Source organism: Mycobacterium vicinigordonae (genome assembly GCF_013466425.1).
Taxonomy (GTDB): Bacteria; Actinomycetota; Actinomycetes; order Mycobacteriales; family Mycobacteriaceae; genus Mycobacterium; species Mycobacterium vicinigordonae.
The window spans coordinates 1252388-1273674 of record NZ_CP059165.1; the positions used below are offsets into that span (position 1 = coordinate 1252388).

22 protein-coding genes are annotated in these 21287 nt (G+C 66.5%); 17 read left to right on the plus strand and 5 right to left on the minus strand.

Features of this window, described 5'->3' with window-relative positions; translation table 11 throughout:
• The first annotated feature begins 35 nt into the window (after nt 1-35).
• From H0P51_RS05540 to tsaD, 9 genes are all read left to right on the plus strand, one after another.
• Entirely contained in the window at nt 36-704 is a 669-nt protein-coding gene (locus H0P51_RS05540) for a rhomboid-like protein (protein ID WP_425489013.1), read from the plus strand.
• A gap of 158 nt (nt 705-862) precedes the next feature.
• Nucleotides 863-2278 carry an NAD(P)H-hydrate dehydratase gene (locus H0P51_RS05545; protein ID WP_180916997.1) on the plus strand — a complete coding sequence of 472 codons (1416 nt, stop codon included), beginning with the start codon at nt 863-865 and terminating at the stop codon, nt 2276-2278.
• Between the two features lie 17 nt (nt 2279-2295).
• Nucleotides 2296-3681: a glutamate decarboxylase gene (gad, locus tag H0P51_RS05550; protein WP_180916998.1), complete on the plus strand. Its 1386-nt coding sequence runs from the start codon at nt 2296-2298 to the stop codon at nt 3679-3681.
• A gap of 27 nt (nt 3682-3708) precedes the next feature.
• Complete coding sequence (alr, locus tag H0P51_RS05555; RefSeq protein ID WP_180916999.1) at nt 3709-4866, plus strand: alanine racemase; 1158 nt, start codon at nt 3709-3711, stop codon at nt 4864-4866.
• Nucleotides 4867-4919: 53 nt separating this feature from the next.
• A complete protein-coding gene (locus H0P51_RS05560) occupies nt 4920-5972 on the plus strand; it encodes an alpha/beta fold hydrolase (RefSeq protein ID WP_180918764.1) in 1053 nt (350 codons plus the stop codon).
• The gene (gene tsaE / locus H0P51_RS05565) at nt 5965-6432 is read left to right on the plus strand and encodes a tRNA (adenosine(37)-N6)-threonylcarbamoyltransferase complex ATPase subunit type 1 TsaE (RefSeq protein WP_246398414.1); all 468 of its coding nucleotides are present in this window, start codon (nt 5965-5967) and stop codon (nt 6430-6432) included. Before H0P51_RS05560 ends, tsaE begins: the two co-directional genes overlap by 8 nt.
• Nucleotides 6423-7046, plus strand: a complete 624-nt coding sequence (tsaB, locus tag H0P51_RS05570; protein WP_180917001.1) for a tRNA (adenosine(37)-N6)-threonylcarbamoyltransferase complex dimerization subunit type 1 TsaB — start codon at nt 6423-6425, stop codon at nt 7044-7046. The genes tsaE and tsaB overlap by 10 nt, the downstream gene beginning before the upstream one ends.
• Nucleotides 7043-7498, plus strand: coding sequence for a ribosomal protein S18-alanine N-acetyltransferase (gene rimI, locus H0P51_RS05575; RefSeq protein WP_180917002.1), 456 nt, complete (start codon nt 7043-7045; stop codon nt 7496-7498). Before tsaB ends, rimI begins: the two co-directional genes overlap by 4 nt.
• Nucleotides 7495-8520, plus strand: a complete 1026-nt coding sequence (tsaD, locus tag H0P51_RS05580) for a tRNA (adenosine(37)-N6)-threonylcarbamoyltransferase complex transferase subunit TsaD (protein WP_180917003.1) — start codon at nt 7495-7497, stop codon at nt 8518-8520. Before rimI ends, tsaD begins: the two co-directional genes overlap by 4 nt.
• Before the next feature lie 15 nt (nt 8521-8535).
• Here tsaD and H0P51_RS05585 read toward each other — a convergent pair whose 3' ends face one another.
• Nucleotides 8536-9291, minus strand: coding sequence for a sensor domain-containing protein (locus H0P51_RS05585; RefSeq protein ID WP_180917004.1), 756 nt, complete (start codon nt 9289-9291; stop codon nt 8536-8538).
• A gap of 431 nt (nt 9292-9722) precedes the next feature.
• On the opposite strand from H0P51_RS05585, the gene groES reads away from it, so the two are divergent.
• Both groES and groL read left to right on the plus strand, forming a co-directional pair.
• A complete protein-coding gene (groES, locus tag H0P51_RS05590) occupies nt 9723-10025 on the plus strand; it encodes a co-chaperone GroES (protein WP_065156784.1) in 303 nt (100 codons plus the stop codon).
• A 138-nt stretch (nt 10026-10163) separates the two neighbouring features.
• On the plus strand, nt 10164-11783 hold the full coding sequence (gene groL / locus H0P51_RS05595) for a chaperonin GroEL (RefSeq protein ID WP_180917005.1): 1620 nt from the start codon (nt 10164-10166) through the stop codon (nt 11781-11783).
• 63 nt (nt 11784-11846) lie between these two features.
• Here the strand turns inward: groL and H0P51_RS05600 are convergent, their stop codons facing one another.
• Nucleotides 11847-12554, minus strand: coding sequence for a MerR family transcriptional regulator (locus H0P51_RS05600; protein WP_180917006.1), 708 nt, complete (start codon nt 12552-12554; stop codon nt 11847-11849).
• An 82-nt stretch (nt 12555-12636) separates the two neighbouring features.
• Between H0P51_RS05600 and H0P51_RS05605 the strand changes: the two genes are divergently transcribed.
• The gene (locus tag H0P51_RS05605) at nt 12637-13941 is read left to right on the plus strand and encodes a cytochrome P450 (protein WP_180917007.1); all 1305 of its coding nucleotides are present in this window, start codon (nt 12637-12639) and stop codon (nt 13939-13941) included.
• Here the strand turns inward: H0P51_RS05605 and H0P51_RS05610 are convergent.
• Nucleotides 13864-14475 carry a TetR/AcrR family transcriptional regulator gene (locus H0P51_RS05610; protein ID WP_180917008.1) on the minus strand — a complete coding sequence of 204 codons (612 nt, stop codon included), beginning with the start codon at nt 14473-14475 and terminating at the stop codon, nt 13864-13866. The genes H0P51_RS05605 and H0P51_RS05610 overlap by 78 nt on opposite strands.
• A 142-nt stretch (nt 14476-14617) precedes the next feature.
• Between H0P51_RS05610 and H0P51_RS05615 the strand changes: the two genes are divergently transcribed.
• Together H0P51_RS05615 and H0P51_RS05620 are read left to right on the plus strand one after the other, a co-directional pair.
• Nucleotides 14618-15559 carry an oxygenase MpaB family protein gene (locus tag H0P51_RS05615; protein ID WP_180917009.1) on the plus strand — a complete coding sequence of 314 codons (942 nt, stop codon included), beginning with the start codon at nt 14618-14620 and terminating at the stop codon, nt 15557-15559.
• 168 nt (nt 15560-15727) lie between these two features.
• On the plus strand, nt 15728-16714 hold the full coding sequence (locus H0P51_RS05620; protein ID WP_180917010.1) for an alpha/beta hydrolase: 987 nt from the start codon (nt 15728-15730) through the stop codon (nt 16712-16714).
• Between the two features lie 39 nt (nt 16715-16753).
• Here H0P51_RS05620 and H0P51_RS05625 read toward each other — a convergent pair whose 3' ends face one another.
• Entirely contained in the window at nt 16754-17665 is a 912-nt protein-coding gene (locus H0P51_RS05625; RefSeq protein WP_180917011.1) for an alpha/beta hydrolase, read from the minus strand.
• Between the two features lie 97 nt (nt 17666-17762).
• Nucleotides 17763-18071, minus strand: a complete 309-nt coding sequence (locus tag H0P51_RS05630; protein WP_180917012.1) for a WhiB family transcriptional regulator — start codon at nt 18069-18071, stop codon at nt 17763-17765.
• A 537-nt stretch (nt 18072-18608) separates the two neighbouring features.
• On the opposite strand from H0P51_RS05630, the gene H0P51_RS05635 reads away from it, so the two are divergent.
• The 3 genes from H0P51_RS05635 (at nt 18609) to H0P51_RS05645 (ending at nt 21065) form a co-directional block, all read left to right on the plus strand.
• On the plus strand, nt 18609-19421 hold the full coding sequence (locus tag H0P51_RS05635; protein WP_180918766.1) for a hypothetical protein: 813 nt from the start codon (nt 18609-18611) through the stop codon (nt 19419-19421).
• Between the two features lie 80 nt (nt 19422-19501).
• Nucleotides 19502-20077 carry an ECF RNA polymerase sigma factor SigD gene (gene sigD / locus H0P51_RS05640; RefSeq protein ID WP_180918765.1) on the plus strand — a complete coding sequence of 192 codons (576 nt, stop codon included), beginning with the start codon at nt 19502-19504 and terminating at the stop codon, nt 20075-20077.
• On the plus strand, nt 20070-21065 hold the full coding sequence (locus H0P51_RS05645; protein WP_180917013.1) for an anti-sigma-D factor RsdA: 996 nt from the start codon (nt 20070-20072) through the stop codon (nt 21063-21065). Before sigD ends, H0P51_RS05645 begins: the two co-directional genes overlap by 8 nt.
• The last annotated feature ends 222 nt before the right edge of the window (nt 21066-21287 follow it).

Here is a 21287-nt window from a genome sequence, read left to right on the forward strand (position 1 = left end):
ATAAGGCGGTATCGGCGCGGCTGCGCGTCCTGGTGATGGCCGTCTGGCGCTATGTCACCAGCGCGCCGCTGACCTACGGCTGGCTAATCGCGTTGGCGATCACCACGATCGTGCAGAACGTGCTCACCCACCGCCAACTGCACTCGGTCTTGCTGCACCGATTCACCAACATCCACGCCCTGGCAACGGATCCGCTGCAGGTGCTGTTTTCCAGCCTGTTCTGGATCGACGGCAGAAGTCTGGAACCCTACCTGCTGCTGTTCACGCTGTTTCTGGCGCCGGCTGAGCGCTGGTTGGGTCAGCTGCGTTGGCTCACAGTGGGATTGAGTGCGCATATCCTCGCCACCTACATCAGCGAAGGTCTGCTCTACATCGCGATCGAGTTGCACAACGCCTCCGAGCGGTCGGTGCGGGCACACGACATCGGCGTCAGCTACTTCCTGGTCGGTGTGATGGGGGTGCTGACCTATCACATCGCGCGGCCGTGGCGCTGGGGCTATCTGGGGGTGTTGCTGCTCATCTTCGGCTTCCCGGTGCTCATCATGGACCGCATCGAGCTGAGTTTCACCGCCATCGGCCACTTCGCGGCGCTGCTGATCGGCCTGGCCTTCTACCCGATGACCAAGGAGCGCACACGGGCCCCGCTGAGCCCCGAAAAATTGAGGAACAGGTTCCGGCGGCTGCGCTCCGCGGCGTCCGAGTGACCCGTCGAGCGTCCTCAAAACGCCGTCGGTGAGCGCAATTTGCCGCACATAAGAGGGCGCTCGCCGATCGAAGAACGTCAATGGCGACTGTGCACCTCGGCCGTGACACGTAATGTTGGGGAGCGCGGGGCGGGCGAACGACGGGAGCGAACGGGCTGATGCGGCATTACTACTCGGCAGACGCGATCCGCGAGGCCGAAGCGCCGCTACTGGCCAGCCTTCCCGACGGTGCCCTGATGCGCCGAGCCGCCTTCGGTCTGGCGACTGAGATTCTGCGCGAGTTGACCGCCCGCACCGGTGGAGTCGCCGGCCGGCGGGTCTGCGCGGTCGTCGGCTCGGGAGACAACGGCGGCGACGCGCTGTGGGGGGCGACCTTTGCACGCCGGCGCGGCGCAGCCGCTGACGCGGTGTTGCTCAAACCGGAGCACACCCACGCCAAGGCGCTCGCCGCATTCCGCAAGGCGGGTGGTCGAATCGTCGAAAAGATCCATCCGACAACAGATCTTGTTATCGACGGGGTGGTGGGCATCTCCGGAGCGGGTCCGTTGCGGCCGAACGCGGCCGAGGTGTTCGAGGCCGCCCGCGGCATCCCCGTGGTCGCCGTCGATATCCCCAGCGGCATCGATGTCGCCACCGGTGCGATCACCGGACCGGCGGTAGAAGCCGCGCTCACCGTTACCTTCGGTGGGCTCAAACCCGTGCACGCGCTGGCCGATTGCGGCCGCGTCGCCCTCGTCGATATCGGCCTGGACCTGCCCCACACCGACCTACTTGGGTTCGAGGCAGCCGACGTTCTGGCGCGCTGGCCGGTGCCCGGATCCCACGACGATAAATACACCCAGGGTGTCACCGGCGTGCTGGCTGGTTCCTCGACCTACCCGGGGGCGGCGGTGCTCTGCACGGGAGCGGCGGTGGCGACCCACTCGGGAATGGTTCGCTACGCCGGCAGCGCCAAGGACCAGGTTTTGGCGCACTGGCCCGAGGTCATCGCCTCACCCAGTCCGGCGGCGGCCGGGCGGGTGCAGGCCTGGGTGGTGGGCCCGGGTCTGGGCACCGACGACAACGGCGCCGCGGCTTTGTGGTTCGCGCTGGAGACCGATCTGCCGGTGCTGGTCGACGCGGACGGGTTGACCATGCTGGCGGCCCACCCCCACCTGGTCGCCGACCGCACCGCGCCAACGGTGCTGACCCCGCATGCGGGCGAGTTCGCACGACTGGCCGGATCGCCACCCGGAGACGATCGGGTGGCAGCCACTCGCAGACTGGCGGACACCTTCGGGGCCACCGTGCTGCTCAAGGGCAACGTCACCGTCATCGCCGACCCGGGCGGCCCTGTCTATCTGAACCCGGCTGGCCAGTCGTGGGCAGCCACCGCCGGTTCGGGCGACGTTCTGTCCGGCATGATCGGCGCGCTGCTGGCTTCGGGTCTACCGCCCGCCGAGGCCGCCGCGGCCGCCGCGTTTGTGCACGCCCGGGCGGCGGCGCTGTCGGCGGCCGACCCGGGACCCGGCGAAGCACCCACGTCGGCGTCACGCATCCTGCACCACATCCGGGCCGCCCTGGCCTCCCTCTAGCGTCGAAAGGACCCGCCGTGCCCAACAGCCACCCCTCGATGGACACCCATTCACTTGCGCCCGCCTACACCAATCGGCTGTTCACCGCGCCGGTGCCGGCGCTGCGGCTGCCCGACGAGTCGATGGACCCCGAGGCGGCCTACCGGTTCATCCACGACGAGCTGATGCTCGACGGCAGCTCACGGCTGAACCTGGCCACCTTCGTCACCACCTGGATGGACCCTGAAGCCGGCAAGCTGATGGCCGAGACCTTCGACAAGAACATGATCGACAAGGACGAGTACCCCGCGACCGCGGCGATCGAGCAGCGTTGCGTGTGCATGGTGGCAGACCTGTTCCACGCCGAGAATCTCAGCGACTCCGACGCCTCCCGCGCTTGCGGTGTGTCGACGATCGGATCCAGCGAAGCGGTCATGCTCGGCGGCCTGGCCATGAAATGGCGGTGGCGCCAGAAGGTCGGCAAAGACTGGAAAGGCCGCACTCCCAACCTGGTCATGGGCTCCAACGTGCAGGTGGTGTGGGAGAAGTTCTGCCGATACTTCGACGTCGAACCCATCTATCTGCAGATGGAAGAGGGCCGCTACGTCATCACCCCCGAGCAGGTCGTCGATGCCGTCAACGAGGACACCATCGGCGTCGTGGCAATCCTGGGAACCACCTACACCGGTGAACTCGAACCCGTCGCGGAGATCTGCGCCGCCTTGGACAAGCTCGCCGCCGGCGGCGGCGTTGACGTTCCGGTGCACGTCGACGCGGCCAGCGGCGGCTTCGTCGTGCCGTTCCTGCACCCCGAACTCAGCTGGGACTTCCGGCTACCGCGAGTGGTATCCATCAACGTCAGCGGCCACAAGTACGGCCTGACCTACCCCGGCATCGGGTTCGTGGTGTGGCGCAGCTCCGAGTACCTCCCCGAGGATCTGATCTTCCGGGTCAACTACCTGGGTGGCGACATGCCGACCTTCACGCTGAACTTCTCCCGGCCCGGCAATCAGGTGATCGGCCAGTACTACAACTTCCTGCGACTGGGCCGCGAGGGTTACACCCAGGTGATGCAGTCGCTGTCCTCGACGGCGCGCTGGCTGGGGGAGCAGTTGCGGGTCGGCGAGCACTGCGAGTTGATTTCCGACGGGTCGGCGATCCCGGTGGTGAGTTTCCGGCTGGCCAAGGACCGCGGCTACACCGAGTTCGACGTTTCCCACGAGCTGCGCGGGTACGGGTGGCAGGTGCCGGCCTACACCATGCCCGAGAACGCGACGAACGTCTCGGTGCTGCGCATCGTGGTGCGCGAGGGGCTGTCCGCCGACCTGGCCCGGGCCCTGCACGACGACGCGCGGAAGGCGCTGGCGTCGCTGGACAAGGTCAAGCCAGGCGGACACTACGACCAGGAGCACTTCGCGCACTGAGCGGGCTCGCTACCCGCGTCTGGGACAATGGTCGGCGTGTCCGCAACCCTGAGCCCGGGCGTCCTGGGCGAGGCCGTCGTCGACTTGGGCGCCGTCGAACACAACGTGCGCGTGCTGCGCGAGCATGCCGGTAGCGCGCAGGTCATGGCCGTGGTCAAGGCCGACGGTTACGGCCACGGCGCCACCCAGGTCGCGTATGCCGCGCTGGCCGCGGGCGCCAGCGAGTTCGGGGTGGCCACCGTTGATGAGGCGCTGGCGCTGCGCGCCGACGGTTTCGCCGACCCGATCCTGGCCTGGCTGCATCCGCCCGGCTTCGACTTCGGGCCGGCGCTGCAGGGCGATGTCGAAATCGCCGTCTCTGCGGCGCGTCAACTCGACGAGCTGCTCGACGCGGTACACCGGACCGGCATCAGGGCGACCGTGACCGTCAAGGTCGACACCGGGCTGAACCGCAACGGCGTGTCCGCGGCCGAATACCCGGATCTGCTGACCGCGTTGCAAGAGGCTGTCGCCGACCACGCTGTGCGGCTGCGTGGCCTGATGTCGCACATGGTGTTCGCCGACGCCCCCGACGAGGCCATCAACGACCTGCAAGCCCAACGGTTCCGCGACATGCTGGCCTACGCTCGCGACCAGGGTGTGCAGTTCGAGGTAGCGCACCTGTCGAACTCCTCGGCCACCATGGTCCGGCCGGACCTTGCGTTCGACTTGGTGCGTCCGGGCATCGCGGTGTACGGGCTGAGCCCGGTGCCCAGCCGGGGAGACATGGGTCTGGTGCCCGCGATGACAGTGAAATGCCCTGTCGCGCTGGTGAAGTCGGTCAAGGCGGGCGAGGGCGTGTCCTATGGGCACACCTGGATCGCCAACTGCGACACCACCGTGGCGCTGCTGCCCGTCGGGTATGCGGACGGCGTGATCCGGGCGTTGGGCAATCGCCTCGAGGTGTCGATCAACGGTCGGCGTCGATCCGGGGTGGGCCGGATCTGCATGGACCAGTTCGTCGTCGACCTCGGCCCAGGCCGGCCCGACGTGGCCGAGGGCGACGAGGCGATTCTGTTCGGCCCCGGAACCCACGGCGAGCCCACCGCGCAGGACTGGGCCGACTTGGTCGGCACCATCCACTACGAAGTGGTCACCGGCATCCGCGGCCGTATCGCCAAGACCTATCGCGAGGCCCGAGGTTGAGTTCTGAGGAAACCCAGAAGCGGCAGAAGGCTTGGCTGGCGGGTGGCGCCGGGCTGACCGCTGTCGCAACCCTCGTCGGAGCTTCGGCGCGACGCTCGATGGCCGACCGCGCCCACGGCGACGAGGACCCTTACGCAGGCGAGGACTTTGACCGGCTCGACAGCGACCGCAGCCGGGTGGTCACCACCGCCGACGGGGTGCCGCTGGCGGTGCGCGAGTCCGGACCCGAAGATGCGCCGCTGACCTTGGTGTTCGCGCACGGTTTCTGTCTTCGTATGGGCGCGTTCCACTTTCAGCGGATGCGGCTGGGCGAGCAGTGGGGAGCCCGGGTCCGGATGGTGTTCTACGACCAACGCGGCCACGGCCAATCCGGCGAAGCCTCCCCGGAGACCTACAACCTGACCCAGCTCGGCCAGGATCTGGAAGCCGTGGTGCAGGTGACGGCGCCACGCGGGCCGATCGTGCTGGTCGGGCATTCGATGGGTGGCATGACGGTGTTGTCGCACGCCCGGCAGTTTCCGGACCAGTACGGCCGTCGGATCGTGGCCGTGGCGCTGATCTCCACCGCGGCCGAAGGGGTGACCCGATCGCCGCTGGGTGAGGTCCTGACGAATCCGGCGATGAAGGGGGTGCGCTTCGCCGCCCGGTCGGCTCCCCGGCTGTTGCACCGCGGGCGCAAGGTATCTCGGGGGCTGATCGGCCCGATCCTGCGCGCCGCGTCCTACAGCGATCTGGAGGTCAGCCGCACCCTGGACGCGTTTTCCCAGCACATGATGAACAGCACTCCGATCTCGACCATGGTCGGTTTCTTGCGCGCACTCGAGGTGCACGACGAGACCGCCGGGCTGTGGACCCTGTTGAAGATCCCGGTCCTGGTGGCGTGCGGTGACCACGATCTGCTCACCCCGGACGAGTATTCGCGCAAGATCGCGGCCTCGTTGCCGTTGTCGGAGCTGGTGATCGTGGAGGGCGCAAGCCATCTGGCGTTGCTGGACAAGCCCGACGCCATCAACGATGGGCTGGCCCGGTTGGTCGAGCGGGCGTTGCCGGGCAAGATCACCCTGCGATACCGCCGGCTGCGGGAACGGATGCGGCGCCGTGGCTGAATTCGACAGCGGCACAGCCACCTTGGAGCGTCCCGAAGACACTGTCGCGTTGGGAACCCGGCTGGGCCAGGAGCTGCGCGCCGGCGACGTCGTGGTGCTCTCAGGCCCGCTTGGTGCGGGAAAGACGGTGTTGGCCAAGGGAATTGCCGAGGCAATGGACGTCGACGGCCCGATCACTTCCCCGACATACGTGCTGGCGCGGGTGCACCCGGCGCGCGCGGCTGGCCGGCCGGCGATGATCCACGTCGACGTCTACCGACTGCTGGATGCGGGCACAGTGGACCTGCTGGGTGAGATCGATTCGCTGGACCTGGACACCGAACTGCAGGACGCGGTGGTGGTGGTCGAGTGGGGTGAGGGACTGGTGGAACGTCTGGCCGAGCGGCACCTGGATATCCGGCTGGAGCGGATCAGCCATTCCGACGTGCGGATCGCCACCTGGGCTTGGGTGTGCTCGTGATCGTCCTCGCGCTCGACACCGCCACCCCGGCCGTGACGGCCGGGATTGTGCGCGTGGATGGCTTCGCCGTGCTGGCCGAGCGGGTCACTGTCGACGCCCGCGCACATGCCGAGCGGCTGACACCCAATGTGGTTGCAGCACTGGCTGATACGGCCATGACCATGGCTGAGATAGATGCCGTAGTGGTGGGCTGCGGTCCCGGACCGTTCACCGGGCTGCGCGCCGGCATGGCCACCGCCGCGGCCTACGGACACGCGCTGGGCATCCCCGTGCACGGCGTGTGCAGCCTGGATGCCATCGGCGTGCTCACCTCTGGCGAGACGCTGGTGGTTACCGACGCCCGCCGCCGCGAGGTGTATTGGGCGCGCTACCGCGACGGAGTGCGCACGCACGGTCCCGCAGTGGGTGCGGCGGCCCGTGTCGACCCAGGACCGTCGGTGGCGGTTGCTGGTTCGCCCGAGCACGCGGGGTTGTTCGGTTTGCCCGTCGTCGAGCCGGTGTACCCGCCGTCGGCTGGGCTGGTGCGCGCGGTCGGCGACTGGTCCGAAGAGCCGGCGGCACTGGTGCCGCTGTACCTGCGTCGGCCGGATGCCAAGCCGGCGGCGCGCCGATGACTGAGGTCACACTGGGACCCTTGACCCGCGCGGACGCGCGGCGCTGCGCCGAGCTGGAGGCGCTGCTGTTCGACGGCGACGATCCTTGGCCCGCCGTCGCGTTCGAACGGGAGCTCGCCAGCAAGTCCAACCACTACGTCGGCGCACGCACCGGCGAGATGTTGGTCGGCTATGCCGGCATCACCCGGTTGGGCCGGGTACCCCCGTTCGAGTACGAGGTGCACACCATTGGGGTGGATCCGGCGTTCCAGGGGCAGGGGATCGGTCGCCGGCTGCTCGACGAACTGCTGGACTTCGCCGACGGCGGCGTGGTTTATCTGGAAGTCCGCACCGACAACGAGCCCGCCATCGGGTTGTATCGCAGTGTGGGATTCGAACAGGTCGGGCTGCGCAAGCGGTACTACCGGGTCAGTGGCGCCGACGCGTACACCATGCGGAGGGACACCCAATGACGACCATCCTCGCCATCGAAACTTCCTGTGACGAAACAGGAGTCGGTATCGCACGGCTGGGCGAGGACGGCTTTGTGGAGTTGCTGGCCGACGAGGTGGCCTCCAGCGTCGACGAGCATGTGCGGTTTGGCGGGGTGGTCCCCGAGATAGCCTCCCGCGCACACCTGGAGGCGTTGGGTCCCGCGATGCGCCGGGCGTTGGAGACTGCGGGACTGCAACGGCCCGACATTGTGGCGGCGACGATCGGTCCCGGCCTGGCGGGCGCGCTGTTGGTGGGAGTCGCTGCGGCCAAAGCGTATTCGGCGGCTTGGGGGGTGCCGTTCTACGCTGTCAACCACCTGGGTGGGCACCTGGCCGCCGACGTCTACGAACACGGGCCGTTGCCCGAGTCGGTGGCGTTGCTGGTGTCGGGAGGGCACACCCACCTGCTGCACGTCCGCTCCCTGGGCGAACCGATCGTCGAATTGGGCAGCACCGTCGACGACGCCGCCGGCGAAGCCTACGACAAGGTGGCGCGGCTGCTGGGCCTGGGTTATCCGGGCGGACGGGTGCTCGACGAGTTGGCCCGGACGGGCGATCGGGATGCGGTCGTGTTTCCGCGCGGCATGAGCGGACCGCGCGATGACCCGTATGCGTTCAGCTTTTCGGGTCTCAAGACCGCGGTCGCGCGATATGTCGAGTCCAACCCCGACTTTGTGGCCGCCGACGTGGCCGCCGGTTTTCAGGAGGCCGTGGCCGACGTGCTGACCCGAAAGGCCGTCCGGGCGGCCGGTGAGCTCGGTGTGTCGACGTTGCTGATCGCCGGGGGAGTGGCGGCCAACTCTCGGCTTCGGGAACTGGCCGCTGAGCGCTGCGCCGACGCTGGTTTAACACTGCGGATCCCGCGGCCCCGGCTCTGTACCGACAACGGGGCAATGATCGCCTCGTTTGCGGCGCATCTAGTGGCTGCGGGAGCGTCGCCGTCGCCGCTGGATGCGGCCAGCAACCCGGGCTTGCCGGTCATCGAGGGGCAGGTCGGCTGAGGGTGCTGCGGTGCCTTAGGCCAGCGAGCTGACCTTCTGCATGAGCAGTTGCGCGACCGCCGCCGCGCTGGGTACGTGGCGCGCCGAGTTGTCGCGCTCGTCGTACCCGAAGTAGACGATCTTGACCTCAAGGAGGCAGTTGACCCGCACCCCGATGGCTCGTCCCTCGGGCATCGTCATATAGCTACTCACGTCGTCGAGCGGGGCCGACAACACGGAGTCCTTCTTGCGCACTTCCCCGACACGGGTGGTGAAGTTCGGGTCGCCGCCGATCGTCATCGATGCGCCGCCGCACCGATTCCACCGGTCCGCGATCCGCGCGAATTGGACATCGGCGGCGTGGGCGGTAGGCAACGCGACCACCGCTTCCTGGAGAATGACTACCGCTGGGTGCCGACTCGAATACAGCCAGTTGTTGAGCGCGATCCCGCGTACCTCAGACCCTTCGTAAGTGTCCTTGAGCAGCAGGTCGACCACGCCTGCGCAGTCGGGCGGAACCTGGCTGTTGCCTCGCAGCAGTTCGCTGCCACCTGTCGCGTTGGGCTGATTGGGATCGCTGGTAAACGCTTGTTTGAAGGCCCGGGACAATTCCTCGCTGCCGAGCAGGGCTTGGGTGATCGTGCGTCCGGTGAGCGGGCGTGGGACGAGACCTGGCGCGGGATTCGCCGAGCCCCCGGCGACGACGGTGCAACCTGCCGCAAGAATCGCCATGACCAGCATCGACAACGCCCGTGCGCCGGAGCGTCTGGCCGAGATCAAGCTCGGTCCCATACTGGCATGGTCACCACGGAGCCGATCCTCTCATACAGGGCCCGGCGAATATCATTGTGCGTAGCGCGAGACCTGCTGCGGCGCTTGCCAATTAACACGCCCCCGCGGCACTGCTGTTGACGGACTGCTGAAGGACTCGTCTAGCGGGTGCAGTCTGTTGCCGGGCGACGCCTGGAGCGCTTTCGCCAACGGCGAACGCCACGCACCAAAGAAGCACCGACCCGGCCTTGAGTGCTAGCACTCTCATGTATAGAGTGCTAGGTGGCAATCGGACAGCCCCTGTGTCGGCACCCGCGACGACGGCGCAAGGACAACGGACGAATGCCGAATCACCTGGTAATTCGGTCGGTTCGGGCGCTTCCCGGACCGACCGCCAACTCCGGTCGGGGCGTACGCTCCGGACCCGATTCAACTAGTGGAGGGCTCCAATCGTGGCGAAGGTGAACATCAAGCCACTCGAGGACAAGATTCTCGTACAGGCCAACGAGGCCGAGACCACGACCGCTTCTGGTCTGGTCATTCCTGACACCGCCAAGGAGAAGCCCCAGGAGGGCACCGTCGTCGCAGTCGGCCCCGGCCGTTGGGACGAGGACGGCGAAAAGCGGATTCCGCTCGACGTGGCCGAGGGTGACACCGTCATCTACAGCAAGTACGGCGGCACCGAAATCAAGTACGGCGGCGAGGAGTACCTGATCCTGTCGGCGCGCGACGTGCTGGCTGTCGTCAACAAGTAAGACACCGTGTTCCGCCCCGGCGATCCCCGTGCCTCGCGCACGGGTGATTTCCGGGGCGGCATGCGTTGATGGGATTGCCCGGTTCCTTGCCAGGCCGCCATGCCGGCCTGCGGCGTTGCCGGGCTGAAAAGGAGCGTGATGAGCAAGATCATTGAGTACGACGCGACCGCGCGTCGCGCCATGGAGGCGGGCGTGAACAAGCTCGCCGACGCGGTCAAAGTGACGCTGGGCCCTGGCGGCCGGCACGTGGTGCTGGCCAAGGCCTTCGGCGGGCCGCAGGTGACCAACGACGGCGTCACCGTCGCCCGTGAGATCGACTTGGAAGATCCGTTCGAGAACCTGGGCGCCCAGCTGGTGAAGTCGGTGGCCACCAAGACCAACGACGTCGCCGGCGACGGCACCACCACCGCGACGGTGCTGGCCCAGGCGCTGGTCAAGGGCGGCCTGCGGCTGGTCGCCGCCGGCGCCAACCCGATCGCTTTGGGTTCAGGCATCGCCAAAGCCGCCGACGCGGTGTCCGAGGCACTGCTGGCCGCCGCGACTCCGGTGTCGGGCAAGGATGCGATCGCCCAAGTGGCTACCGTGTCGTCGCGCGACGAGCAGATCGGCGAACTCGTCGGCGAGGCGATGACCAAGGTCGGCGCCGACGGCGTGGTCAGTGTCGAGGAATCCTCCACGCTGAACACCGAGCTGGAGTTCACCGAGGGCGTCGGCTTCGACAAGGGTTTCCTGTCGGCGTATTTCGTCACCGACTTCGACGCCCAGGAGGCCGTGCTGGACGACCCGCTGATCCTGCTGCACCAGGACAAGATCAGCTCGTTGCCCGACCTGCTGCCGCTGCTGGAGAAGGTCGCCGAGGCAGGCAAGCCGCTGCTGATCGTCGCCGAGGACGTCGAGGGTGAGGCGCTGGCCACGCTGGTGGTCAACTCCATCCGCAAGACGCTGAAGGCCGTGGCGGTCAAGGCGCCGTTCTTCGGTGACCGGCGCAAGGCGTTCCTGCAGGACCTGGCGATCGTGACAGGCGCCGAGGTGGTCAACCCCGACACCGGGTTGCTGCTGCGTGAGGTCGGTGTCGACGTTCTGGGCACCGCGCGGCGCGTGGTGGTCAGCAAGGACGACACCATCATCGTCGATGGCGGCGGTTCCAAGGACGCGGTCGCCAACCGCGTCAAGCAGCTGCGGGCCGAGATCGAGGCCAGCGACTCTGAGTGGGACCGGGAGAAGCTCAGCGAGCGGTTGGCCAAGCTGGCCGGCGGCGTGGCGGTCGTGAAGGTAGGGGCTGCCACCGAGACCGCGCTCAAGGAGCGCAAGGAAAGCGTTGAGGACGCGGTGGCGGCGGCCAAGGCTGCGGTCGAGGAGGGCATCGTCTCCGGCGGCGGCTCCGCGCTGATCCAGGCCCGGCACGTGCTCAAGTCGCTGCGTGAGGGACTCAACGGCGACGAGCAGCTCGGTGTCGACGTGTTCTCCGATGCGTTGGCGGCACCGCTGTACTGGATTGCCACCAACGCCGGGCTCGACGGCGCGGTCGCGGTCAACAAGGTCAGCGAGCTACCCACGGGGCACGGATTGAACGCCGCCAGCCGTAGCTACGGGGATCTGGCCGCCGACGGGATCGTCGACCCGGTCAAGGTGACCCGTTCGGCGGTGCTCAACGCCTCCTCGGTGGCAAGGATGGTGCTCACCACGGAGACGGCTGTCGTCGACAAGCCAGCCGAGGCCGCGGATGAGCACGGTCATCACCACGGGCACGCGCACTAGGTAGATCCCTCAAAACACCCCCGGTCCGATGGCCCGGGGGTGTTTTGCGTGCGGGACCGGTTGCTAGCCTGGCCTATTCAGCTTCGCGGCCTCTTCCGTGAGGACTCTGCCGCCCACCTCGTCGATCGCTCTGCGGAACGCCTGTATTCCCAGACCGATTGCCAGTGAACGCATTTCGATGGTTTTGTCGGCGACGTTGTGCCACTCGGTATCGGGCAGTCCGGCCTCGACGAACGGCGTCCAGATCTCATCACGGCACAGATCCACCAGTGCTTGCACTGTCGCAACCTGGTGCTCGGCCATGCGGCTGAGAGCCGCCGCTATCTCACTGAGCGGCAGGCCGATCGCGGTCAGCTTCTCGACATAGCCGAACGTGGACGTATCGGTGATAAGGAGCAGATCGTCGTCGACAACTTCGACCAACCCGCAAGCCGATAGTTGGCGCTCTGCGTCGCCGCCGAACCGGTCGGCCAGGTCGACGCGCTTCATCTCCACAGATCCGGTGGGATTAGCTGGGCCGAGAACTTCGGACGCCAGCCGCCGCACCTCGGACGCGGACTCGGCGTGCTGGTCCAGTATGCGGCGGCTGATATCAAGGGGAAACCCCTGGGCCCGAAGTGATTTGATCCGCTCGATACGAGAGATGTGGTCGTCGGTGTAGATCCCGATGCGGCCGCGCCGCTGCGGCGGTGGCAGCAGGCCGTTGGTTTGCCACTCGCGAATGTTGCGGGCGGTCATGTCGACGCGACGGGCCAGCTCGTCGATCGTCATGTCCACCGCCGCCACCTTTCCTTGATTATTACGTAGCAGACCGTTACGGTTCTTTCTGGAATATTACTCGGAGGCCGAGCCGATGACAGCAACTGATGCAGTTCAATTCACCAGGTCAGCGGCGAGGGTGCTCGGTGACTCGCTGCGCGCAAACAGCAAGGGGATGCGTGTCCGCCGGTCTGCGGCGATCGACGCGGCGATCACCAACTATGACCCGCTGGACCCGGCAACCGCGGCGCAGCCCCACGCGGCATACCGTCGGCTGCACGCCGGCAGTCGAGTGCAGTACAACCCGAGACGGTCCGTGTGGATTCTGAGCCGGCTCGACGATGTCCGGGCGGCGCTTCGCGACGATGCGGCCTTGTCGAGTGCGGATGGACCGACCCGGGTCAGGTTTCCGGTGCCGGTGCTGGTCTCAACCGACGGTGACAAGCATGCCCAACTGCGGCGCAAGGTGCTGCCCGCATTCACCAAAGCGGCACTGGAGAGTTGGCGGTCGACAATCGATCAGCTTGCGTCCGAGACGGTCCGCGAGGTCTTGAACAACCCCGGCTGCGATGTGGTGCAACGCTTGGCGATTCCTATTCCGGTGCGACTCATCGCCCAGTTGCTGGGTGTTCCCGACGACGACGTCGAAGACTTTCGACGTTGGTCGGAAGCGTCGGTTCAGATCACCGACATCGCATTGACCAGTGGTGGGGCCCGCAAGTTGGCGACCGCGCTCGCCGGATCCTGGGCGATGCATCGTTACTTCAAGCGCCAGTTCGGTTTTGGCGGTTTGAAAGGCTCGACCTCTATCCTGGGACGACTGCTGGCCGAGAACGAGTCAGGCTCCCTCACTGACGACGAGCTGTTCCAATTCGCGATGCTGCTGCTGTTGGCCGGCAACGAAACCACTACCAATGTGCTCGGCGGAATGTTCGCCACGATGGCCGCCCATCCGGAAGAGTTCGATGCGGTCCGCTCCGATCACGAGCTGATCCCGATGGCGATCGAGGAGAGTCTGCGTTACCTGTCGCCCGCCCAGAACCTGTACCGCACGGCGCTCAGCGATTATCGGGTCGGCGAGGTAGTGATCCCGGCGGGTTCGCGGGTTCTGCTGTGCATTGGTGCCGCCAACCGCGACCCCAGGGTCTTTGATGAACCTGACATGTTCCGGGTACGTCGAAATCCGACCCAGCACATCGCTTTTGGATTCGGGGTGCATCTGTGTATCGGTGCGATGCTCACTCGCATGGAAGCTCAAGCGGTGCTTCGTGAACTCGTGACGCGAGTGCGCCGGATATCGGTGGTCGGTGAACCGACCTGGTCAACCAGCAGTTTGTTGCGGGGGCCGACCCGCCTGCCCGTCCGGCTGGTCCCGACCCCCGACCAGCAATCCGGCTGAGGCGAATTTCAACCCTGCTCGCAACTCGTCCAGACTGATCGGGTCGTCGGATTCGATGTAGCGCAATGTCGTCGCCACGGCCATGTTGAAAAACAACCAGGCCAATGCGCTGGGACTGAGTTCGTCACGGTATTGGCTGCGGTAGTGGTTCATATGCAACGTGGTCATCGCCAGCAGGGTCGCGTTGAGGCCAGAGATGCTTTCGAAGGTGCGGATGTGATCGGGTCGCTCGGCCAGGTAGCGCATAAGCCGGCGATTGGCGATGGTGAAGTCGATGAGGATGTCGATTGCCGAGTCCATTGCCGATTCCGGCCGGTCGAGCGTGATCGCGCGGAGCATGCCCTCGATTGCCGGAGCCTGTTCTGCGGCAAGGTGTTCGATCGCGGCATGGATCATCTGTTCCTTGTCCGCGAAGTACTGATAAATCGATCCTTTGCTTACGGCGGCCTGCTCGGCGATCAGATTGGTGGTGATCTGCTCAGGTGGGTACTTGTGCAGCAGCGATGCCGTCGTGGACACAATTTTTGCGACCATCTCGCGGGAACGGGCCTGCTGTGGCAGTTTACGGTGCTCTGAACTGGATTTTCGTACGCCCACGCGAGTTCCCAATGCGACTTGTATGCGACCTTGCGGTCATATTAGCGTCATCGGCCATGATATCGACGAAGGGTGTCCGATGACCGCCACCACCGATCTCGACGTACAGCGGCACGCGCAAGAGTCCGTCGAACTGGTGCCGCCGGACTCGCTGACCGCTGAGCACACCGGACGGTGGACATTCCTGGTCCTGGAAGGCGCCGCATTCATGATGCAGGCGATGCACCCGGTCATCGCCGAGATCGTCGGCCGATATTCCGCGGCGTTTCACGGTGATCCGGGCGGACGCGCGATCCGTTCGGTCGACTCGGTGCTGCGCTGGACGTACGGCGGCACCGAGGCGACGGCGGAGGGCGACCGCGTTCGCGCCATGCACCAGCCGATCACTATGAAGAGCGCGCAGACGGGCAAGCAGCTCAGCGCGTTGAACCCCGAGGCCTACCAGTGGGTGATCGCCACCGGCTACATCGTCAACGCGCAAGCCGGCCGACTGCTCATCGGCCGTGAGTTCACCGACGCCGAGAAGCGGGAACTGCTGCGCGACAATCGCCGGCTGGCCCGATTGCTCCATGTGCCGATGCGGGGCTACCCCGAGTCGCAGCAGGAGATGGCCGACTATTTCGAGGCGATGATCGACACGCTGCAGGGCACCCCGCAGGCGTTGCAGTTGATGCGGGATCTACGCACCGGCAAAGTTGACCTGCCACCGTCACTGCCGAAGATATTGGCACCGCTGGCAAGGACGGTGATTCGGCCCGCGCTGCGGCTCAATTACCTCTCGATTGTCGGGTTGCTAGATCCACGTCTTCGCGAGAAGCTCGGCGTTACGTGGAGCGCCAAAGAGGAACGGGAGCTGGTGCGCGCGTACACCCTGATTCGTACCGCCTACCGGGTGCTACCCGACCGGCTCACGTATTTTCCACTGGCTTATCACGCGCGCAAGCATCACCAGTGCCTCGAGAAGATGAAGCAACGCCAGCAGAAGTCGTTCGCCTACCACCTTCCGGCGCATTCCGGCTAAGCTGCGGCCCTCGGTGCGGGGAAGACCTAACCACGTGATCGCGGGTCCCGGTGCAGCTGGAACAGCAACTCAAAATCGCGCGGGCTAAGGAGGATCGATGAAGGAGCAGAACCGCCATCGCACCCGAATCGTCGCCATCGACCAGCGTGACGTGTCAGGCAGCTGCCGATGAAGCGTCTCGTTGGCGTGGCAGCCGCGGGGTTGGCCGTGGCGGCGGCGCGGCGCTACGCGCGAACGCGGGAAGCGATGGCCCAGGTCGCGCCCGAACTGCGAAACCCGTTGCTGCCATTCATGCCTAGCATCCGGCATACCTGGCTGCTGCCGCTCTACCGGCGCAGTTCGCGCAGGCCCACACCCGTGGGACCCGGCGTGACGGTGATCGAACGCCGCGTCGGTGAGCCCGCGGTCCGGGTGCTGATCACCACGCCCGTCGAGACCGCCCCGCCCCGCCCCGGCGTGTTGTGGATACACGGCGGCGGCTACGTCGTGGGCTCTCCGGAGATGGAGGTCGCCTTCGCGGCGAGGCTGGCCAGAGAACTCGGGGTCGTCACGGTTTCACCCGACTACCGGCTGGCGCCCGGGCACCCCTTCCCGGCCGCACTCGATGACTGCATGGTCGCGTTGCGGTGGATGCGGGCGCATGCCGACCAGGCGGGTATCGACCCTGAGCGCCTGGCCGTGATGGGCGCCAGTGCCGGCGGAGGCCTGGCCGCCGCGGTTGCGCAGCGCAGCCACGACGAGGGAATCCCGCTGCGAGCGCAGGTGCTGGTGTACCCGATGCTCGACGACCGCAGCACGCTGCGCACCGATCACGGCGGCCGCGGGCGGTTCGTCTGGACGCCGGAATCCAACCGGTTCGGCTGGACCTGCTATCTAGGCCGTGCGCCGCGACTGTCGGACGCGCCGCCGTATTCGGCCCCCGCGCGCCGGGAAGATCTCACCGGACTGCCACCCGCCTGGATCGGAGTCGGTGAACTCGACTTGTTCTACGACGAGGACGTCGACTACGCCAAGAGGCTGACGGCCAGCGGTGTCGCGTGCACGCTTGTCACGGTGCCCGGGATGTATCACGGTGCCGAGCTGTTCAAGCGAAAAGCGTTGGCGCTGGAAGAATTTCACCACGATGCGCAGGCGCATCTGCGCTCCAACTTCTAGCGGCGACCGGCGACTGCCGCCCCGCGCCGGAGTTGACGCTCAATTAGGTTCCGCGACCGCATCCCTTATACGCCCGGCGATGTGTGCATACGCGCCCGCGGTCACATTGGTGGCAGAGGTCATGATGTTGTAACCGTGGTCAACCCCGGCAACTTCGAAGTACTCCACCAAAGCGCCTGATGCGTCCAGCTTTTCAGCGTATCGAAGGCCTTCCTCGCGCAGCCTGTCCTGCTCGGCCGTCACTATCAGCGCTGGCGCTATCCCGGCGATCTCGTCAGCGTTGCCGGCCCAGGCGGGAGAGGCGAGCCGGTCCCTGCGCTCGCCCGGGTCCGGGACGTATGCCGTGTCGAACAGCTCACCCATCCACGGCTTCAGGACGGCCCGGGACCCGATCGACGATGGTTTGTCGCGGGTTGGCGTGACCAGATCCAGCGGAGCGTAGTGCAGCACCTGCAGGGCAATGCGGGGTGTGCCGTGCTCGAGTGCAAGCCGCGCCGCCGCCGCACTGAGGTTACCGCCGGCGCTTTGACCCCCGACGCACAACCGGCTGCCGTCCCAGTCCCGATCGGGCGCGGCGGCCCAGCACACGACATCGTAGATCTGTTGCGGCGCAACCGGGAAACGGTGCTTTGGTGCCAGGAGATAGTCGGGATTGACCACCACGACGCCGACGTTAGCGGCGAGATAACGGCACCAGGGGTCGTCCTGCTCGGGGTGGCCGACCACGAACCCGCCGCCGTGCACATTGACGTAGACCGGCCGGCCTCGTGAACCCTCGGCGGGCCGGTACACCGTCGCAGACACCGGGCCGTACCGGGTCGGGATGCTCATCTTTGCGGTATGTCCGGGAATCTCGGGGAATCGAACGGCCTTCTTGGCCGCGGGGTTGATCGCGACCGCAACTAGCCGCGCCACGGCGTCGGCGACTAGCGGGGTGGACAACACGGACATAGGACTCCTCACGCAGATTGAACCAGGAGCCCGCTCGCCAAATGAACGTAGGCCCGGAGGCGAACCGCACCCCGGGCCTACGTAGCCTACGCAGCAATCAGGCCGAGCGCCGGATACCGCGACCGCGTCCGATGGCGCCCTTGAGCAGCAGCTCGCGCTCGGACTCCGACAGGCCGCCCCACACCCCGTAGGGTTCACCGACATCGAGCGCGTGCGTACGGCACTCGTCGATCACCGGGCAGCGGCGGCACATCTCCTTGGCGCGTTGTTCCCGAAGCATGCGGGCGCGCCCACGCTCCCCATCGGGATGGAAGAACATCGATGAGTCGACACCCCGGCACAACCCCTGCAATTGCCAGTTCCAGATGTCGGCGTTGGGCCCAGGTAGCTGTTCCGGCTGTGGCATTGCTGATTCCCTCTCTGCACGCCCCACCGAAGGGGCAGACCCGTAACAAACGCGAGTTGTGCAACTGAAATGGCAGTGGCGTCACCGATGACTACACCGAACACGGTAGACGCTAGGGCCGCTAACGAATTTCCGTCAATAGGCTCCGGATGTGATAAAAGACTACGTCGTTATAAGAGAATTAACTCGGCGTTCATCTATCCCCGCTTTGACGAAGACTAGGTATGCTAAACGTTCAAGAACATTCCGGTGAAATCCCAGCTCAACGCACCTTTGTGGCGGAGTTGTGATTGGTACAGCAGCCACTGGGATTAATATTCTGGTAACACAGAAAGCACAAACTTTTTACGAGTTCGGCAGCTTCTATCATGGTGAGTGAAACCCATTCCAGTTCCAGGTTCCGGACCGTCTTCGGGTTCTTTCGGGTGGTCCCCGCGCCGATCGCGCGCGACGACGCTGACGCAAAGCGGCCAGCATCAGTTGCGCCGGTGGATCGGGCCGGGGTGAGCTATCTCGGTGACGGAAACCCTTGCGGCGATGGACGCGACGCTGGCCGACGCCGCCTTCGGCACCGCGCCCGGCACCTGGCCGCTGCCGACTGCCACGACACCCGATCAGCTATGGCTGCGCGCTGTCGCCGCCGGCGGACAGGGCCGGTACGGCAGCGCCTATGCCGACTTGGCGCTGCTGCGCCGCGGGGTCGCATCCGGTTCACTGGCATCGCTGGCGCACAGCACGCACGGCTCCTTCCTGCGGCAGCTGGGCTGGCACACCCTGGCGCGTGGCTGGGACGGCCGCGCATTGGCGTTGGCCGGCCGCGATCCCGAAGCTCGGGCCGATGCGTTGGTCGGCCTGGCGGCCGACGCGCTGGGCGTCGGCCGATTCGCCGCCGCCCAGACCTTGCTGGCCCGCGCGGATGAGGCCGTGCACCAGGCCGAGTTGCCGGCACTGACGGCGGACCGCCTGGCCGTTCGCCGCGGTTGGGTCGGGGCGGAGCTGGCGATGGCCTCCGGCGACGGCCGGACCGCCGTGGAGCGCGCCGAGGACGCGCTCGCTCAAGCTTCGACCATGACCGGCCGATCGGCGCGACACCGGATCAAGAGTTCCGTCGTGCTCGCGGCCGCGCTGTGCGCTGCCGGCTGCGTCGAGCGGGCGCGTGACGTCGCGGAACAGGCCCTGCAGGCCGCCGAACAGCTGGGCTTGACACCACTTCGGTGGGCGCTGGCTTGCTTGCTGATGGATACCGGAAGAGTCACGGTTGGGGCACAAGGGCTGCCCGAACTGCTCGAAATTAGAGATATTTGCGCAGGTGAGGTGCAACGCGCCGGTGGCGTCTGGCGTACCGCGTGAAATTCAGTCCTGCCGTAACTACCGACCAGCGAGTTAGCCCGGGATGAGTCCCGTTCGTGACTTTGGAGAAACCACCGTCGATGACAATGCAGGGAGAACGTCTCGACGCCGTGGTCGGTCAGGCCGCCGCAGGGGACCGGAATGCGCTTCGGGAGGTGCTGGAGACCATCCGCCCGATCGTCGTCCGCTACTGCCGGGCGCGCGTCGGCACGGTTGAACGGAGTGGATTGTCAGCAGATGACGTGGCACAGGAGGTGTGCTTGGCCACCATAACGGCGCTGCCGCGCTATCGGGACCGAGGACGCCCGTTCCTGGCCTTCCTGTACGGCATCGCAGCACACAAAGTTGCCGACGCACATCGCGCCGCCGGTCGGGACCTCGCGTACCCCACCGAAGTGGTTCCCGAGCGCCGCTCGCACGACGCCGGCCCCGAACAGATGGCGATCGAGGCCGACTCGGTCACCCGGATGAACGAGTTACTCGAGACGCTGCCGGCTAAGCAGCGCGAGATCCTGATCCTGCGTGTGGTTGTCGGCCTGAGCGCCGAGGAGACGGCCGCGGCGGTCGGCAGTACCACGGGAGCAGTCCGGGTGGCTCAACACCGCGCCCTTCAACGGTTGAAGGACGAAATTGTCGCGGCAGGTGACTATGCGTAATCACAGATCCGATTTCACCCGCGGCGACCAGGCCGCGCTGGACGAGGTCGCCCAGACCGACCTACTGCTGGACGCGCTGGCCGTTCGCGCCGAGGCCGAACTCTCCGCCGTCGCCGACTTCGAAGACCGGGCGCTGGCCGAACTGCTCGGCGACTGGCGCGACGACCTGAGATGGCCACCGGCCAGCGCGCTGGTATCCCAGGAAGACGCCGAAGACGCGCTGCGCCAAGGGATGTCGCAGCCCCGCCGCGGCGGGCGCGGGCTGGCGGCGGTCGGATCGGTGGCCGCGACCCTGCTGGCGCTCAGCGGGTTCGGTGCCGTGGTGGCCGATGCCAAGCCTGGCGACCTGCTCTATGGCCTGCACGCGATGATGTTCAACGAGCCCAGGGTCAGCGACGACCAGATCGTGTTGTCCGCCAAGGCGGATCTGGCGAGGGTCGAACAGATGATCGCTCAGGGCCAGTGGGATCAGGCGCAGAATCAGCTGGCCGAGGTGAGTACCACGTTGCAGGGCGTCAACGATCGCGGACGCAAGCAGGGTCTGCTGGCGGAAGTGAACCAGCTCAACACCAAGCTGGAAAAGCGTGAGCCGAAGGCCACTGCGCCGGCGGCGTCGCCAGACCCGGCGCTAGCCATCCCGAGCGTCCCCGGCGGTCTCCCGGGCAACACGCTCACGCCGCCGCTGGCGCCCGTGCCTGGGACGAATCCGGCCACTCCCACCCCGTCGGCTAGCGCAACCGTCCCAACGGTTCCGTCGGTGACGACGACGAAACCGCCCAGGCTTTCGTCCACGACGCCGTCACCCAGCCAGACCAGTCCAATGCCCTCGTCCCCCTCGACGACACCACCTTCCAAAGGTAAGACAAAACCGGGCAGGTCGACCTCGCCCAATTCGGGGGCGGCGGGGCCGGGTTCACCGGCGCCGACCTCTGGGCCGGTGGGCCCCTCGGGGACGGGGACACCGTTCCCAACCGGCTCCACGCCCTGACCTAGCAGCCGCCCAGCGCGCCGCACGAAATGCGGTGGAGTGCGCCTTCAGTGAATACGAAGAATATTCCCAGGTTCGATTGTAGTTATTTGCACCGCGGCTGACTATCCTTGCCGTTGTCGACTGGGTCAGCGCAATTCGATGGGCCTTTCAGGCCGAACGAACAGCCTTTTCGTTCGGAATCTGCTTGGCGAGGGGTATGGCCTTGAGCAAATTCGTTGT